Origin of the sequence: Pelagibacterium sp. (assembly GCF_048264985.1) — a bacterium.
Taxonomy (GTDB): Bacteria; Pseudomonadota; Alphaproteobacteria; order Rhizobiales; family Devosiaceae; genus Pelagibacterium.
This window is the reverse complement of sequence record NZ_JBLXCL010000001.1, coordinates 374,326-391,420: the sequence shown is the minus strand read 5'-3', so window position 1 is coordinate 391,420 and position 17,095 is coordinate 374,326. Positions and strand designations below refer to the sequence as shown.

Here is a 17,095-nt window from a genome sequence, read left to right as displayed (position 1 = left end):
TAGGGTCCGCCCGACACTCATCCGGCCAGTACTCCCAAATGACAGCTCTGTCCTCATCTGAACGAGATCAAATTGTCGGTCTCGCGCTCGCTGCCATTGGGGCGGCGCTTTTTGCCACCAAAGGCATTTTTGTAAAGCTGGCCTATGCGCAGGGTCTGGACGCTGTAACCACCCTCACCTGGCGCATGCTCTTGGCAACGCCTTTTTTTATAGCGATGGGATCCTTCGCCTATCGCGACCGTCGCGCGGGACGTGGTCGACACGCCAAACGCCCAGTGCCCCTCCGCTCGGTGTGCGGTGCCGTCGCAATCGGCGTCCTGGGCTATTACGGTGCCAGCTTTCTCGATTTTCTCAGCCTTGATCTGATCACCGCTCAGCTCAATCGCCTTGTGCTTTTGACCTACCCGTTCATGGTCCTGATACTTGGCGCCGTTCTGTTCCGCCGGACACTCAAACCGGCCGTGGTGGCGGCCGCCCTGCTCGCCTATCTGGGGATCGGCGTGATCTTCGGCCATGATATAGTGATCGAGGGCGAAACCGTCGTCGCCGGCACCCTGTTCGCATTATCCAGCGCACTGGCTTATGCCCTCTATCAACTCTTTGCAAAACCGCTGATCGACACTCTTGGCCCAAGGCTCTTCACTGCAATCGCTATGGCTTCTGCAGCAGGAGTGGTATTTGTCCACTTTCTTTTCAGCCACAAATTCGCAAGCCTGGCGATAGACTTGGAGGCGTTCCAAATTCTGCTCGGTCTGGCGCTGGCAGCTACCGTTGCCCCGGTTTCGCTCATCTCGGCAGCCATCGGCATGGTAGGTGCGGAACGAACTGCAGTATTTGGTAACATCTCCCCAATTCTGACCATTATTCTCGCCATTTTCATTCTCGGTGAGCCATTTACGTTGATACACGGGCTGGGGACGGCTCTGGTAATTTGTGGCATTTTGCTGTTCACTCGGCTCACAATTCAACCGAAGAGCACGGCCGAAGCCGGCTAGTAAGAGGGACGAAACTTTTATGAAATCAACAAGGTTGATGCTAAGCGGGACCGCACTCGCCCTGGCTATCGCTCTCGGCACACCGGGGTTAGCTCAGGACATCGATTTCGGTGACAATTCGAGCACCTGGGCCGACGACAACCAGTGCGATGATCCGCGTTTCGAAGGTCCCGGCGCTGCGATAATTCGCACTGCGGTCGATGAAATGCGCGATGCCGCCGACTGCCAAGCGGCCTTCGAAGCTGGCGAAGTTACGCTGGTGGTTGCCGACACACCCGCCAGCACAGGCAATGGCAATACTGGCGACATCGATTTCGGTGATGACTCTGGCGCCTGGGCAAACGACAACGAATGTGACGACCCGCGTTTCGGGGGCGCTCTTGATAGCCACCTGATGGCCGACGCGACCGACTGCCGCACGGCCTATGAAGCCGGCGACGCCACCTACACTGAAACCGACACCCAAAGCACTGCGACAGCGGGTGAAATCGACTTCGGAGATGATTCGGGTACGTGGGCAAATGATGGCGAGTGCGACGATCCCCGCTTTGGCGGCGCATTGTCGAGCCACGAAGGCGCCGATGCCTCCGATTGCCGCGCGGCCTATGAGGCAGGAGAAGTCAGCTTTGATGGGTCCGACCAATCCGCAAGCGCGGGCGGTGTTAGCGGTGACATCGATTTTGGCGACGATTCGGGCACGTGGGCAAATGACGGCGAGTGTGATGATCCGCGCTTTGGCGGCAATCTCGACAGCCATTTGATGGCGGACGCAACCGACTGCCGCGAAGCCTATGAAGCTGGCACCGTGACCTATGAGGATGACACCGATAACGGCGTTGCCGTGTCAGCTGACGACATTCAATTTGGCGACGATTCGGGCACGTGGGCAAATGACGGCGAGTGTGATGATCCGCGCTTTGGCGGCAATCTCGACAGCCATTTGATGGCGGACGCAACCGACTGCCGCGAAGCCTATGAAGCTGGCACCGTGACCTATGAGGATGACACCGATAACGGCGTTGCCGTGTCAGCTGACGACATTCAATTTGGTGACGATTCGGGCAATTGGGCCAATGATGGTGAGTGCGATGACCCGCGGTTCGGCGGCAACCTCGACAGCCATTTGATGGCGGACGCAACCGACTGTCGGGAAGCTTTTGAAGCCGGCGACGTTACATTCCTGGGTGAGGGCGAAAGTCAGAGCAGCATAGTAATCGATGGTATCGATTTCGGCGACGACTCCGGTACCTATTCCAACGATGCCGAATGCGATGATCCGCGGTTTACAGGTCCGGGCGTCGGCGTTGCTTTTGATGACCATCTGATGGCCGATGCCACCGATTGTTCAACGGCCTTTACCGAAGGCACCGTGACCCTGGCTGGTGACACGCCCGGGGGCGACTTCCGAATCAATTTCGGAGATGATTCAAGTGCTTCGGCCTATGATGGCGTTTGCGACGATCCACGCTTCCAGGGCCGCGGCGGTGCGCTTGAACTGCTCGAGTCCAATTTGATGGCTGATGCCAGCGATTGCCGTGCTGCCTATGACATTGGAACCGTGAGCTACTTCCCCTGAACTAGCCTCATAACGCATGAAAAAAAGGCCGCTTCCCTCACGAGAAGCGGCCTTTTTGATAATTTGGCGAGCGGGATTAGATATGAATTGATCCGCCGCCAAGACCCAGCGCAGCTTCGCGCACGGCCTCGCTCATTGTGGGGTGGGCGTGGCAGGTCCGTGCAAGATCCTCGGCAGAGCCGCCGAATTCCATCAGCACAGCAGCTTCATGAATCATCTCGCCAGCGCCCTTGCCAACGATATGGCAGCCCAGTACCCGGTCGGTTTCCTTATCGGCAAGAATCTTGACGAAGCCCTGCGGCGCCAGCATCGCTTTGGCTCGGCCATTGGCAGTAAAGGGGAATTTTGCTGCCTTGTAGGCGACACCCTCAGCCTTGAGGTCTTCTTCGGTCTTGCCGACAGACGCGACTTCAGGGTTGGTGTAGACGACGCCGGGAATGACGGAATAATTGACGTGTCCGGCCTGCCCAGCGAGGATTTCGGCGATGGCGATGCCCTCATCTTCAGCCTTATGGGCCAGCATCGGGCCGACGATCACATCACCGATGGCGTAGATGCCATCTACATTTGTCTTGTAATGTCCGTCAGTTACGACCCGACCGCGCTTGTCGCGCTCGATGCCAAGATCCTCAAGTCCGAGACCATCTGTGAACGGGATGCGGCCGATCGAGACAAGCGCGATGTCGGTTTCAAGCGTCGTCGTGTCCCCGCCCGCGGCGGGTTCAAGGGTCGCGACGAGACCGGACTCGGTCTTTTCAATACCGGTGACTTTCGTGCCGAGCTTGAAGTCAAACCCTTGTTTTGACAGCATTCTTTGGAACTGTTTAGCAACGTCGAGATCCATGCCCGGCAGGATACGATCGAGGAATTCGACCACTGTAACCTTGGCGCCGAGGCGGGCCCACACGGATCCCAGCTCGAGCCCGATAACGCCGGCACCGATAACCAGCAGGTTATCTGGGACCTTGTCGAGCTTGAGCGCGCCGGTCGAAGTGACAATCTGAGTTTCATCGATCTCGATGCCCGGCAGGTTTGCCGAGACCGAGCCGGTGGCGATCACAATGTTCTTTGTCTCGATGTCGGTGATCGAACCATCTTCGGCAGTGACGGCGACCTTGCCCTGAGCAGAAATCTTGCCGGTGCCCTTGAAGGCAGTGATCTTATTCTTTTTGAAGAGATATTCGATGCCGCCGGTATTGGACGCCACCGTATCATCCTTGTGCGCCATCATGGCCGACAGGTTGAGTTTGGGCGCACCCACCTCAATGCCGAGCTGGGGGAACGTGTGGCCGGCTTCTTCAAACATTTCCGAAGCGTGCAACAGCGCTTTGGACGGTATGCAGCCGATGTTGAGGCAGGTTCCGCCAAAGCTCGGCCATTTCTCGACAACGGCAACTTTCATGCCCAGCTGCGCAGCGCGTATTGCACAAACATATCCGCCAGGTCCGGTGCCGATAACTGTGAGATCGAAACTTTCGGCCATCAGTTCATGTCCTCAAAAATCAGGTAAGCGATGGGTAATCCCTAAAGGACCAACCCGATGAGCATAACGATCAGTCCAAGGCTTGCCGCCATGAACCCTATCGAGCGCCAGTAGAAAACACCCTGTATATACAAGGGTATATAAGCAATGCGGCCAAGGATGTAGAGCGCGGCGCCGCCCTGTGTCATCCAGTCCGACCCGCCCGACACCACAGCCGCCAACGCAAGGGCGATAAAGGCGGGATAGGTCTCGAGAAAGTTGGCGAGCATGCGCTCGGCACGGCCAGCCTTGCCTGTGAGTTTTTTCTCTTCATCGCGGGGGCCGGCATTGTATTCGCTGCCCAATTGCTGTGTCAGCAGCACCGCCTGGATACTGATCTGGGCAAACAGCAAGACCACCGATGCGGCGATCATCCATAACTCGAAGGTCATCAATTGCAGACTCCTACCGCCCGATCATGGGCAAACAATGGGGCCAAAAGCTATGGACTTGTGCTTTCGGTACCCCAAGTTTCCCAAACATTGGCGCAATATGCGCGCGACCCGGAAACACCCTCTAAAGATCGAGAACCAGCCGCTGGGGATCTTCGAGACTCTCCTTGACGCGCACCAGAAAGGTGACGGCTTCCTTGCCGTCGACGATACGGTGATCGTAGGACAGAGCGAGATACATCATGGGGCGGATAACGACCTGGCCGCCAACAGCGACAGGACGCTCCTGGATCTTGTGCATGCCCAGAATGCCCGACTGAGGCGCATTGAGGATCGGGGTGCTCATCAGCGATCCGTAAACGCCGCCATTGGAGATTGTGAAGGTGCCACCCTGCATGTCGGCCATCGAGAGCTGACCGTCGCGCGCTGCACGTCCGAGACGGGAAATGTCCTTCTCAATTTCGGCAATGGTCATCTGGTCGGCATCGCGCACCACGGGGACGACAAGGCCCTTTTCAGTGCCTACGGCCACCCCGATATGGGCGAAGTTCTTGTAAATGATGTCAGTGCCATCGATCTCGGCATTGACCGCCGGGATTTCCTTGAGCGCATGCACCACGGCCTTGGTGAAAAAGCCCATGAAGCCCAGCTTCACACCATGTTTCTTCTCGAACAATTCCTTGTAGGCATTGCGCAGATCCATAACCGGCTTCATGTCCACTTCGTTGAAAGTGGTCAGCATGGCAGCCGAGTTCTGGGCGTCCTTGAGACGCTTGGCAATGGTCTGGCGCAAACGGGTCATCTTGACCCGCTCTTCACCAGCCTGGGGCTCGGCCTGCGCGCGCGGGGTGGCGGGCGCAGAGGCCGGGGCTTCAGCCTTGGGTGAGCCGGTGTTGTCGAGTGCCTTGAGCACATCTTCTTTCAGGACCTGGCCGCGCTTGCCCGATCCGGCGACCGAAGAAGGGTCGACGTCGCGTTCGGCCATCAGTTTGGCGGCCGAAGGAGCGGGCGGCATTTCGGTCTTGGCAGTCGGTGCCGCAGCCTCGGCGGGTTGAGCGGCCGGCTTGGGCGCCTCTTGCTTTGGAGCCTCCGTCGATTTGGCCGGAGCGGCCCCTGCAGCGATTGCTGCGATCAGCGCGCCGACTTCAACGGTATCGCCTTCATTGACCGAGATGGCCTCGAGCGTACCCGATACCGGGGCCGGAACCTCGATGGTCACCTTGTCGGTTTCAAGCTCGACAATCGGCTCGTCGGCAGAGACGGCATCGCCGACCTTCTTGAACCATTGACCGATGGTGGCTTCGGTAACGCTCTCGCCCAAGGTTGGGACGCGGACTTCAGTGGACATCTCTCGTATCCTTCCAATTCGCTTTGGGGTCCCGGCAGCGCCGGGTCATCAATCTCGGTTCGGCTTACTCGAAGGCTTCGTCGAGGAATGCCTGGAGCTGGGCGACATGGGTACGCATGAGCCCGGTGGCGGTCGAGGCCGAAGCGGGACGACCGACATAACGCGGACGTCCACCCGGGCGGCCCATCTGCTCGAGCACCCATTCGATATAGGGCTGCACGAACGACCAGGCGCCCATGTTCTTGGGCTCTTCCTGACACCAGACGACTTCCGCGTTCTGGAAGCGGCTCAGTTCATCGATCAAAGCCTTGGCCGGGAATGGATAGAGCTGTTCGAGACGCATCAGATACACATCGTTGATGCCGCGCTTCTCGCGATCTTCGAGCAGGTCGTAATAGACCTTGCCCGTGCAGATCACCACGCGCCGGATCTTGTCGTCCGAGACCAGGTTGATTTCGGTCTTGGGCAAGCCGGGCGCTTCGGCATCATCCCAGAGCAGGCGATGGAAGAACGTCTCCGACCCCATCTCGCCCATGCCCGAAACCGCCCGCTTGTGACGGAGCAGCGACTTTGGCGTCATGATGATCAGCGGCTTGCGGAAGTCACGCTTGAGCTGACGGCGCAGGGCATGGAAATAGTTGGCCGGCGTTGTGCAATTGAGCACCTGCATGTTGTCTTCGGCGCAAAGCTGCAGGAAGCGCTCAGGGCGAGCCGAGGAATGCTCGGGCCCCTGGCCTTCATATCCATGCGGCAAGAGCATCACGAGACCCGACATGCGCAACCATTTGCGTTCGCCGGCAGCGATGAACTGATCGATCACCACCTGCGCACCGTTCACGAAATCGCCGAACTGGGCTTCCCAGACGGTCAGCGCATTGGGTTCGGCAAGCGAATAGCCGTATTCGAACCCCAACACGGCTTCTTCCGAGAGCATCGAGTTGATGACCTCGTAGCGAGCCTGACCAGCGACCAGATTGTTGAGCGGGGTGTAGGTGGATTCGTTTTCCTGATCGTAGAGCACCGAATGGCGCTGGGAGAAGGTGCCACGCTCCACATCCTGCCCCGAAAGGCGGACGGGATGGCCATCTTCAAGCAGCGAAGCGAACGCCAGCGCCTCGGCCGTTGCCCAATCGATGCCCTCGCCCTCAGCAATCATCTTCTTGCGATTGTCGAGGAAGCGCTGAACTGTACGGTGCGCGTGGAAATCGCCCGAAACCGTCGTCAGCTTTTCGCCCAGCGCCTTGAGGCGCTCCATATCAATGCCGGTGACGCCGCGCCGCGGACCGTCGACTTCGGCGAGCTTGATATTCTTCCAGGCGCCATCGAGCCAATCGGCCTTGTTGGGGCGGTAATCCTGACCGGCCTCGAACTCGCTTTCGAGCTTTGCCCGCCATTCGGCCTTGAGCGCGTCGAACTCCTCGGCGCTCAGAACGCCTTCGGCGACCAGCTTGTTGCCGTAGATTTCCAGCGTCGATTTGTGGCCACGGATGGCCTTGTACATCAACGGCTGGGTGAAGCTGGGCTCATCGCCTTCATTGTGGCCGAAGCGGCGATAGCAGAACATGTCAATGACGACGGGACGGCCGAACTTCTGGCGGAACTCTGTGGCGATCTTGGCCGCGTAAACCACGGCCTCGGGATCGTCGCCATTACAATGGAAGACGGGAGCCTCGATCATCTTTGCAACGTCGGTCGGGTATGGTGACGACCGCGAAAAATGCGGGCTCGTTGTGAACCCGATCTGGTTGTTGATGACGAAGTGGATCGATCCGCCGGTCCGGTGCCCCTTGAGCCCGGACAGACCGAAACATTCAGCAACCACGCCCTGCCCCGCAAAGGCGGCATCGCCATGCAAGAGCAGCGGCAGGACCGACGCACGGTTGGTATCGCGGGTATCGGAAACAAACCGGCCGTCCTGCGCGGAAAGCTGGTCCTGTTTGGCGCGCGCCTTGCCCAGCACGACCGGATTGACGATTTCCAGATGCGAGGGATTGGCGGTCAGCGAAAGATGGACCTTGTTGCCGTCGAATTCACGATCCGAGGATGCGCCAAGGTGATATTTGACGTCGCCAGAGCCTTCGACGTCGTCGGGGTAGAACGACCCGCCCTTGAACTCGTGGAACAGCGCGCGATGCGGCTTGGCAAGGAACTGGGTCAGCACGTTCAGGCGCCCGCGATGGGCCATGCCCAAAACGATATCCTTGACGCCGAGGGCGCCACCGCGCTTGACGATCTGTTCGAGCGCCGGGATCAGCGCTTCGCCACCATCAAGCCCGAACCGCTTGGTGCCTGTGTATTTGACGTCGAGGAATTTTTCGAAGCCTTCGGCCTCTGCAAGCTTGGCAAGGATGGCGCGCTTGCCTTCCTTGGTGAAGCTGATTTCCTTGTCCGGGCCCTCGATGCGCTCCTGGATCCAGGCTTTTGCCTCGGGATCGGAGATGTGCATGAACTCGATGCCCAGCGTACCGCAATAGGTGCGCTTGAGGATCTCGAGCATCTGGGGCACTGTCGCAAATTCGAGCCCGAGATAATTGTCGATATAGATTTCACGCCCGAAATCGGCTTCTGAAAATCCATAGGCCGCCGGATCGAGTTCGGGCGCTTCGTGCTGATTTTCGAGCCCGAGCGGATCGAGATTGGCGTGCAGATGGCCGCGCATGCGATATGCGCGGATCATCATGATGGCGTGGATCGAATCCCGTGTCGCCTGCATCACGGCTTCGGTCGATACCGGCTCGCCGCTGGACCTGGCCTTTTCGGTCACTGCCTTTTGGGACTTGACGGCGACCTCACCCCAATTGCCATCGAGCGCGGACACCAGATCGCCATTCGAGGCGCGCGGCCAGTCGGTGCGCTGCCAACTGGGGCCATCGGCGTTGTCCGTTACGTCCTGATCGCTGTCGGCGAGATTTTCGAAAAACTCGGCCCAGCTTGCATCGACGCTTTTGGAATCGGATTTGTAGCGTGCATAAAGCGCATCGATGTAATCGGCATTGCCGCCGTAAAGGAATGAGGTGAGGAGGAACGCTTCGTTCTGATCCTGTCGTGCCATTTCGCTCTCGATTGGGGGTCCCGATCCCCCTCAGTAAAGATGGTGTTCAACCTGCCCGGTATGGGCCGCCAATTTGGGTTGAACTATGACGGCGAGGCCGTCTCGTTTTGGTTAACCGGGGCCTAAAAGCCGGCCCCGGCCAAAAATCGTTCTCGGTCAGCCCTTGAGGACCTCGACGAGCGTGGTGCCAAGACGCGCGGGCGAGGGCGAAACCTTGATCCCCGCAGCTTCCATTGCCGCAATCTTGGATTCCGCATCGCCCTTGCCGCCAGACACCACGGCACCGGCATGGCCCATGGTCTTGCCCTTGGGCGCCGTGCGGCCAGCGATAAAGCCAGCCATGGGCTTGGAGCGGCCCTTCTTGGCTTCATCGATAAGGAACTGTGCGGCGTCTTCCTCGGCCGAGCCGCCGATTTCACCGATCATGATGATGGACTCTGTGGCATCGTCGGCCAGGAACATTTCGAGCACGTCGATGAACTCGGTGCCCTTGACCGGGTCGCCGCCGATACCGACGGCAGTTGTCTGACCCAGACCTTCATTTGTGGTCTGGAACACAGCTTCATATGTAAGCGTGCCCGAGCGCGACACAATGCCCACCGAGCCCTTGCGGAAGATCGAACCGGGCATGATGCCGATCTTGCATTCTTCCGGCGTCAGGATGCCCGGGCAGTTTGGGCCCAAAAGGCGCGAGCCGGACCGGTCGAGCCGGGCCTTGACGCGCACCATGTCGGAAACGGGAATACCTTCGGTGATGCAGGTGATGAAAGGGATTTCCGCTTCGATCGCCTCGATGATCGCATCGGCTGCTCCGGCGGGCGGGACATAGATGACCGAAGCATCAGCGCCGGTCTTTTCCCTGCCCTCGGCGACGGTTGCGAAGATGGGAAGATCTTCCCCGCCAGCGCCGGTCCAGGTTTCGCCGCCCTTCTTGGGGTGGATGCCGCCGACCATCTTGGTGCCGTAATAGGCAAGCGCCTGCTCGGTGTGGAACGTGCCGGTCTTGCCGGTCAGACCCTGGACGAGGATCTTGGTATCTTTATTGACGAGGATGGACATTAAGTTCGGTCCTTCAGAATCTGTTTGATCTCACGCAGCTCGGCGATCATGCCGCGATTGGTATCGACGATCGCCTGATTGACAGCGTTCACATCATCGACGTGCTTTTTGTAGGAGCGCTGCGCCAGGCGCGACAACACCACGAAAACCACGACAAGAATGATGAATGGCAGCCATGCGGCGAAAAGCTCACTCATGGGTTAGGCCACCGCCGCAACGATCTTCTGGGCGGCGTCGTCAAGATCGTCGGCAGCGGTGATGGCCAACCCCGATTCGTTGAGGATCTTCTTGCCCAGTTCGACATTGGTGCCTTCGAGACGAACGACCAGCGGAATGGTCAGCCCAACTTCCTTGACGGCTGCGACAACGCCTTCGGCGATGACGTCGCATTTCATGATGCCGCCGAAGATGTTGACCAGAATTCCCTCGACCTTGGGATCGGCGGTGATGATCTTGAAGGCCGCAGCGACCTTTTCCTTGGACGCGCCGCCGCCAACGTCACAAAAGTTTGCCGGCTCCTTGCCGTAGAGATGGATGATGTCCATCGTCGCCATGGCAAGACCGGCGCCATTGACCATGCAGCCAATATTGCCATCCATCGGCACATAGGCCAGATCCCATTTGGACGCTTCGATTTCCTTGGCGTCTTCCTCGGTCTCGTCGCGGAGTTCGAGAATGTCGGCGTGACGGAACAGGGCGTTGCCGTCAAAGCTCACCTTGGCATCGAGAACGCGCAGATGACCGTCGGTCATAACGATCAACGGATTGATCTCGAGCAGGGCCATGTCCTTTTCGACAAAGGCCTTATAGAGCGCGGGAAACAGCGACTTGGCATCCTCGGAGGCAGCACCCTCGAGCTTGAGGGCCGATGAGATGTCCGTGATATCGGCATCAGAGACGCCGGCTTCGGGGTCGATGGCGACGGTGATGATCTTTTCGGGCGTGTCGTGGGCGACCTGCTCGATGTCCATGCCGCCTTCGGTCGAAACGACGAACGCAACCTTGCCGACCGAGCGGTCAACCAGCAGCGAGCAATACAATTCACGATCGATGTCGGCGCCGTCTTCGATATAGAGCCGGTTGACCTGCTTGCCGGCATCGCCGGTCTGCGCGGTGACCAGCGTGTTGCCGAGCATTTCGCGCACATGGGCCACGACTTCCTCGATCGACTTGGCAAGGCGCACGCCGCCTTTTGCGTCGGGGCCGAGTTCGGTGAACTTGCCCTTGCCGCGCCCGCCGGCGTGGATCTGGGACTTGACCACGTAAAGGGGACCGGGCAGCGCCTTTGCTGCGGCTTCGGCTTCATCGGCACTCATGATGGCCACGCCCTTGGCGACCGGGGCGCCGTAGCCCTTGAGCAGTTCCTTGGCCTGGTATTCGTGAATGTTCATCGCAGGTTCGAACCTTTTTAACGTTCGGCAGAAATGGGAAAGCCCGGAGACGCTGCCTCCGGCCATAATGATTACGCCAGTTTGGGCGCTATCTTCTTGCAGGCTTCGACAAGCCCGTCGACCGATTGGACCGACGCGTCGAACATCTTCTTTTCAGAGGCGTTGAGTTCGATCTCGACGATACGTTCGACACCGCCGGCACCGATGACCACAGGCACACCGACATAGGTGTTGGACAGACCGAACTGGCCGGTCAGATGCGCGGCGCAGGGCAGGATGCGCTTCTTGTCCTTGAGATAGCACTCGGCCATTTCGACCGCCGAAGCGGCGGGCGCGTAAAATGCAGAACCGGTCTTGAGCAGGCCCACGATCTCGGCGCCACCGTCGCGGGTACGCTGAATGATCTGGTCAAGCTTGTCCTTGCTCATCCAGCCCATCTTGACCATGTCCGGGAGCGGGATGCCGGCTACTGTCGAATAGCGGGCCAGCGGCACCATTGTATCGCCATGGCCGCCCATGACGAAGGCCGTGACATCCTGCACCGAAACGTTGAGCTCATCGGCGATGAAGTGGCGGAACCGCGCGCTGTCGAGCACGCCGGCCATGCCGACAACCTTTTCAGCAGGAAGGCCGGAAAATTTCTGCAGCGCCCAAACCATGGCGTCGAGCGGATTGGTGATGCAGATCACGAATGCGTCGGGGGCGTATTTGGCAATGCCCGCGCCAACCTGCTCCATGACCTTGAGGTTGATTTCCAGAAGATCGTCGCGGCTCATGCCCGGCTTGCGCGGTACACCAGCGGTCACGATGACAACATCGGCACCCTCGATGTCCTTATATTCGGACGTGCCCTTGAGGGTCGAATTATAGCCTTCGACCGGGCCGGACTGGGCCAGGTCCAGCGCCTTGCCCTGCGGCACGCCGTCCACGATATCGAACAGCATGACGTCGCCCAACTCTTTGAGCGCCACCAGATGTGCGAGTGTCCCCCCGATCTGACCGGCACCGATCAGAGCGATTTTCTTACGCGCCATGAGCAAGTTTCCCTATAGGTAAAGTAACGTTTTCCTCGCGTCCTCCATAGACCCTGTGCCCTTTGGACGCAAGTGAACCCTTCGTCTAAGGCTCGGTTATCTTGCCCCGATGGCGGGGTGAAACCCTCGACTTTGCACCCACAGGGCGCGCACGCGGGAATTCAATGCTGGTTTCCGTAGTGCGGAAACTATGTCAGGAGGGCTGACCTGAACGCGCGCGCTTGGGTTGGGCGATGTAATCGGCCGAGCGCATTTCCTCGAGCCGGGACAGGCAACGGGCGAACTCGAACCGTGTCTTGTCGTCCTGGGCCAGATCGTCGAGCGGCGCCGCAAAGCTTGCAGCGAATTTCACTCCCCCATCATAGAGCGTATCGACAAGCAGGATGAAGCGCTTTGAGGCATCCGATTTGAGCTTGGAGAACACGGGCACATGATCGATCATGACAGTGTGAAACCGGTTGGCCAGCTTGAGATAGTCGCGTGCGCCGAGGGGCCGTTCGCAAAGATCGGCAAAGGCAAAACGCGCAACCCCCATTGCATGGGCTGGAACATTTATGATCCTGCCAAGGCTCTCGATGGCATCGGGACTGACTTCGGCTCCGCCCGTCAGATGCTCGAAAAGCGCGTCCATCTGAGCATCGACCTCAGCTCCCGTCCCGATCTTGTAAACATCCTGAGCGTCAAGCTTTTCGCGACGATAATCGGTATCGGCATCGAGATTGAACACGTCGGCATGGCGTTCGAGCAAATCGATAAAGGGCAGGAAGAGCTGGCGATTGAGCCCATTCCAATAGAGTTTTTCAGGCGGGATGTTCGATGTCGCGACAACCACGACCCCGTCGGCGAAGAGAATTTCGAACAGACGCGACAACAGCATGGCATCGGTGATGTCAGACACGAAAAACTCGTCGAAACACAACAGCCGCACCGAGCGGGTGATGGGCCGCGCGACTGCCGGGATCGGATCGCGCGCACCTTTGGTGCCGGGATTTTCAGAACGGAATTTCGCGATCGCCTCATGCACCTCATTCATGAACTCATGAAAGTGGACGCGCCGCTTGGCGGTGACAGGCACCGTCTTGTAAAACAGGTCCATGAGCATTGTCTTGCCCCGACCCACATCGCCCCAGATATAAAGCCCCTTTGGCGCTTCGCGTCTGCGCCGGAACAGTGAGGCGATGACCGAACCGGCCCCAGTTTCGAGCTGATCAAGCCCTTCGGCAACGGCCTGCAATTTTTCGACGGCGGTTTTTTGCGCAGCGTCGGGCTTAACCTGCCCGGCCACGATCATATCCGCATACACATCGACAATGGAGCCCGTGGCCCCTTCGCTCCCGGTCAAGCCCTCAAGTCCGGCTACCCGACCATCGAAACCGACTGACCGCCGGCCAGCGTACCAACGAAGCGATTGCCGCTCTGGAACAGGGTGCCGACCAGCTCGTCGCTCTCGTTATAGAACTGGATCTGATTGCCCAGCAGGTTCCACGAGGTTACCGAGGTCAGCCCCTCGACCATGCAGCCGGGCGTTGAGGCGCGATAACGCCCTGTCGATCCCTTGGCGGTGTAGGTGAGATTCAGGCGACACTGTTCGGCGCCCACCATCATCGTCCAACCACCCAAAAGCTGCTCGATGGTGACGCTGCCCGTAAGATTGCGACCGCCCGTTGTGTTCCCGGGGCTGCCGACATCGTCGAGCAGGAAACCGGGGGAACTTGTGCCTGTGGCACCATTGAGCGAGGCGGTGTTGCCCGGCAGCGTCGGCGCCCCCGAAATCGGGGCCGAATTTGCAGGCAGAACCGTCGAGCCATCGATCGGCGGCAGATCCGAGGTTGAAACCGAGCCGGTCTGCACCGGCTGAATGGTCGGGGGTGGCGGCGTGGCGGTGACCGTGGGGGCCGCGCGCCCGAACGAGGTGGGCGAACAGGCGGCAAGCACGCCAGTGCCGCCGATGACCATCATGACCGCAAGCGATCGCGTGAAAGTTCCAACCATAACAGCTCCATGTTTCGGCCCGGACAGGTATGCGGGAACGTAATGGGTTCCCTACCGTTCCAACGGCGCTGCAGCGATCTGGTTTGCGATCCGCTTCGACATGGCCGGATCGGGCCCCAGATCATTGTGGTGCCGAGCGGTCCAATCGGAAAAGTCTGAAACTCCTCCTGACCGCGCCCTGACCCTATCCGCTTTACGGCGGCAGCGATCAAGACTCAACCCCTCCGGGCCCATCTAGAGGGTTCGGTGTTAACTATTGTGGCCAATATGGCAGTTGTGGGACAACGACAGTCCAATCATGTCCTGTCGATACAAGGGGAATACCGGATGGGATTTTATGTCCACGCCAAGTCCATGATGACCGGAATTGCCTCGAGCTTCTGGTTCATACCGCTGCTTATGGCTATGGCCGGACTTGCCCTGGGCAATTTCTTCGTTTTTATCGACGCGTTCGACGCGCTGTCCTACTTGCGCGAGCAATCCTTCTATCCCCGCTTCGGCCCTGAAGGGGCCAGAGCGGTCCTGACCACAATTGCCGGCGGCATGATGACAATGGCTTCGCTGGTGTTTTCCCTGACCTTTGTCGGGTTGACTCAGCTGTCGGGCCAGCTTGGCCCGCGCGTGCTGATGATGTTCATGGAAGACCGCGCCACCCAGCTTGTGCTGGGCGCCTTTGTCGGGGTGTTTCTGTTCGCGCTTGTGGTCCTGGGAGAAGTGAGCGAACTCGACGACGGCTTCGTGCCCGATCTGGCCGTCGCTGCCACGATCGTCATCGCCACTGGCGCTTTCGGGTTGGTGATCTATTTTGTTCACCATATGGCGCTCTCGATCCAGGCTGATGTCATCGTTGCCGATCTGGGCAAGCGGTTTGCCAAGACAATACGACGGGTCACGGCACGCGCCGAGGCTTCCGATATCGCCAGCGCCAACCGCCACCTTCCTCAATTTGAGGGCTTTGCAGGCGTTCCCGTGCCCGCACCGAGCAGCGGTTATATCCGGCACATCGCCTATGACCAGCTCCTGCAGATTCTTGCCGACAACAGTCTGCGCCTGGTGATTGACTTGCGGGTTGACGATTATGTGGGCGAAGGCATGCCGATGGCCCATGTGGAAGGCCCAGCGCCCGACATCAGGGCGCTGGGCCGCTGCTTTACGCTTGGCGCACGCCGCGATGTCCTTCAGGAGGCAACCTACGAGGCGCGAGCGCTTATTGACATTGCACTCAGGGCATTGTCTCCGGGAATCAACGACCCCAATACCGCAGTAGCGGCCATCGATCACATGAGTGGCGCACTGCTGCCGCTTGTGCGCTCGGACGGCGTACCGCTTGTACTGTTCACAAAGGACGGGCGCGCCGCGCTCAAACGGCCCGATCTAGGCCTAGGCCACTATCTCGATCTGATCGTACCCGCGCTCCTGCCGGCCATGCGCAGCGACACGCTGGCCACCGAGCGGCTCATCGAACTGCTGATCCTGTTCGACCGTGTCAGTCGCCAGGATTACCAGCGCAAGGAGATTACAAAATGGCGCAAGGTGATGGCGCGCGACGTCGATAAGCACGAGCTGCCCGAGACCATGGTGGCATGGCTCAAGGACAAGGCCAGCGAGTAATCAGAGGCTGCACCCTCGCCTTGCGCTCTATCGCGCCAGCATGTCCTTGAGCAAAGCTTCGGCCAGAGGCTGGGCATCGCGTGCTTCATGGCCCGGGACGGCTATAGCAAGCCCCTTGCCAGTCAGGCCCGCACCGATGCCGGGCAGACCGCCATCGGTAATCTCGCGCGGAGAAAACCCGTGCGCCTGAAGGGCGGTGACCATGAGCCGGGCGACCGATTCACGCTCGACATAGACGATGGTTTCATAGTCGGTCAAAACGCGCGCTCCTTAAAAACAAACGGGGTCCGTGGCGGCCCACGAACCCCTTTAACGTTTAGCCCATGACGCCGGTTCAGGCCACCTTGCGCTCGACCATCATCTTTTTGATTTCTGCAATTGCCTTGGCAGGGTTCAGCCCCTTGGGGCAGACCTTGGCGCAGTTCATGATGGTATGGCAGCGGTAGAGCTTGAAGGGATCCTCGAGGTCGTCGAGGCGCTCGGACGTTGCCTGGTCGCGGCTGTCGATCAGCCAGCGATAGGCCTGGAGCAACACGGCCGGCCCAAGATATTTTTCACCGTTCCACCAATAGGACGGGCACGAGGTCGAACAGCAGGCGCACAAAATGCACTCGTAAAGCCCGTCGAGCTTTGCACGGTCTTGCTTGGTCTGGATCCATTCGGTGTCAGGGGTCGGCGTTTTGGTCTGCAACCAGGGCTGTACCGATTTGTGCTGCTCATAGAACGTGGAAAGATCGGGCACCAGATCTTTCACCACCGGCATGTGCGGCAGCGGATAGACCTTGATGGCTCCCGAGGAAACCTCCTCCATGCCCTTTGTACAGGCCAATGTGTTGGCGCCGTCGATATTCATCGCGCACGAACCGCAAATCCCTTCGCGGCACGAGCGGCGCAGCGTGAGGGTAGGATCGATGTTGTTCTTGATCCACAAGAGCCCATCGAGAATCATCGGACCGCAATCGTCGAGATCGACAAAATAGGTATCGATGCGCGGGTTGTCCCCGGTGTCGGGATCGTAGCGATAAACCTGGTATTCACGCAGTTTGGTCGCGCCCTCCGGCTTGGGCCAGGTCTTGCCCTTCTTGGGGCGGGAGCGCTTGTCGAGGATGAGTTCAGCCATCTT

The 17,095-nt window shown here is 59.2% G+C and carries 15 protein-coding genes; 3 read left to right on the top strand and 12 right to left on the bottom strand.

Annotated features, from left to right (window positions below; translation table 11 throughout):
- Positions 1-38 precede the first annotated feature (38 nt).
- Positions 39-995, top strand: coding sequence for a DMT family transporter (locus ACN0TA_RS02060; protein ID WP_417579308.1), 957 nt, complete (start codon positions 39-41; stop codon positions 993-995).
- Positions 996-1,014: 19 nt separating this feature from the next.
- A complete protein-coding gene (locus ACN0TA_RS02055) occupies positions 1,015-2,571 on the top strand; it encodes a hypothetical protein (RefSeq protein ID WP_417579306.1) in 1,557 nt (518 codons plus the stop codon).
- Between the two features lie 76 nt (positions 2,572-2,647).
- Here ACN0TA_RS02055 and lpdA read toward each other — a convergent pair whose 3' ends face one another.
- The 10 genes from lpdA to ACN0TA_RS02005 all read right to left on the bottom strand — a co-directional run bounded on the left by lpdA (position 2,648) and on the right by ACN0TA_RS02005 (position 14,361).
- Complete coding sequence (lpdA, locus tag ACN0TA_RS02050; RefSeq protein WP_417579304.1) at positions 2,648-4,054, bottom strand: dihydrolipoyl dehydrogenase; 1,407 nt, start codon at positions 4,052-4,054, stop codon at positions 2,648-2,650.
- Positions 4,055-4,095: 41 nt separating this feature from the next.
- Positions 4,096-4,485 (bottom strand): MAPEG family protein, encoded by a 390-nt coding sequence (locus ACN0TA_RS02045; protein ID WP_417579303.1) that lies wholly within the window; start codon positions 4,483-4,485, stop codon positions 4,096-4,098.
- A gap of 124 nt (positions 4,486-4,609) precedes the next feature.
- Complete coding sequence (odhB, locus tag ACN0TA_RS02040; RefSeq protein WP_417579302.1) at positions 4,610-5,833, bottom strand: 2-oxoglutarate dehydrogenase complex dihydrolipoyllysine-residue succinyltransferase; 1,224 nt, start codon at positions 5,831-5,833, stop codon at positions 4,610-4,612.
- A gap of 64 nt (positions 5,834-5,897) precedes the next feature.
- Complete coding sequence (locus ACN0TA_RS02035; protein WP_417579301.1) at positions 5,898-8,885, bottom strand: 2-oxoglutarate dehydrogenase E1 component; 2,988 nt, start codon at positions 8,883-8,885, stop codon at positions 5,898-5,900.
- Between the two features lie 156 nt (positions 8,886-9,041).
- Positions 9,042-9,944, bottom strand: coding sequence for a succinate--CoA ligase subunit alpha (sucD, locus tag ACN0TA_RS02030; protein WP_417579300.1), 903 nt, complete (start codon positions 9,942-9,944; stop codon positions 9,042-9,044).
- Entirely contained in the window at positions 9,944-10,141 is a 198-nt protein-coding gene (locus tag ACN0TA_RS02025) for a hypothetical protein (protein WP_417579298.1), read from the bottom strand. Before ACN0TA_RS02025 ends, sucD begins: the two co-directional genes overlap by 1 nt.
- Positions 10,142-10,144: 3 nt before the next feature.
- A complete protein-coding gene (gene sucC / locus ACN0TA_RS02020) occupies positions 10,145-11,335 on the bottom strand; it encodes an ADP-forming succinate--CoA ligase subunit beta (protein ID WP_417579297.1) in 1,191 nt (396 codons plus the stop codon).
- A gap of 71 nt (positions 11,336-11,406) precedes the next feature.
- Positions 11,407-12,369, bottom strand: coding sequence for a malate dehydrogenase (mdh, locus tag ACN0TA_RS02015; RefSeq protein ID WP_417579294.1), 963 nt, complete (start codon positions 12,367-12,369; stop codon positions 11,407-11,409).
- Positions 12,370-12,562: 193 nt separating this feature from the next.
- Entirely contained in the window at positions 12,563-13,711 is a 1,149-nt protein-coding gene (gene zapE / locus ACN0TA_RS02010) for a cell division protein ZapE (protein ID WP_417579292.1), read from the bottom strand.
- Positions 13,712-13,725: 14 nt separating this feature from the next.
- Entirely contained in the window at positions 13,726-14,361 is a 636-nt protein-coding gene (locus ACN0TA_RS02005) for an AprI/Inh family metalloprotease inhibitor (protein ID WP_417579290.1), read from the bottom strand.
- Positions 14,362-14,688: 327 nt separating this feature from the next.
- Here ACN0TA_RS02005 and ACN0TA_RS02000 point away from each other — a divergent pair, with 327 nt between their 5' ends.
- Positions 14,689-15,972 carry a DUF2254 domain-containing protein gene (locus tag ACN0TA_RS02000; RefSeq protein WP_417579288.1) on the top strand — a complete coding sequence of 428 codons (1,284 nt, stop codon included), beginning with the start codon at positions 14,689-14,691 and terminating at the stop codon, positions 15,970-15,972.
- A gap of 27 nt (positions 15,973-15,999) precedes the next feature.
- On the opposite strand, the gene ACN0TA_RS01995 is transcribed toward ACN0TA_RS02000, so the two are convergent.
- Together ACN0TA_RS01995 and ACN0TA_RS01990 are read right to left on the bottom strand one after the other, a co-directional pair.
- Positions 16,000-16,230 (bottom strand): hypothetical protein, encoded by a 231-nt coding sequence (locus ACN0TA_RS01995; RefSeq protein WP_417579286.1) that lies wholly within the window; start codon positions 16,228-16,230, stop codon positions 16,000-16,002.
- A gap of 76 nt (positions 16,231-16,306) precedes the next feature.
- Positions 16,307-17,092 (bottom strand): succinate dehydrogenase iron-sulfur subunit, encoded by a 786-nt coding sequence (locus tag ACN0TA_RS01990; protein ID WP_417579284.1) that lies wholly within the window; start codon positions 17,090-17,092, stop codon positions 16,307-16,309.
- Between the last annotated feature and the right edge of the window lie 3 nt (positions 17,093-17,095).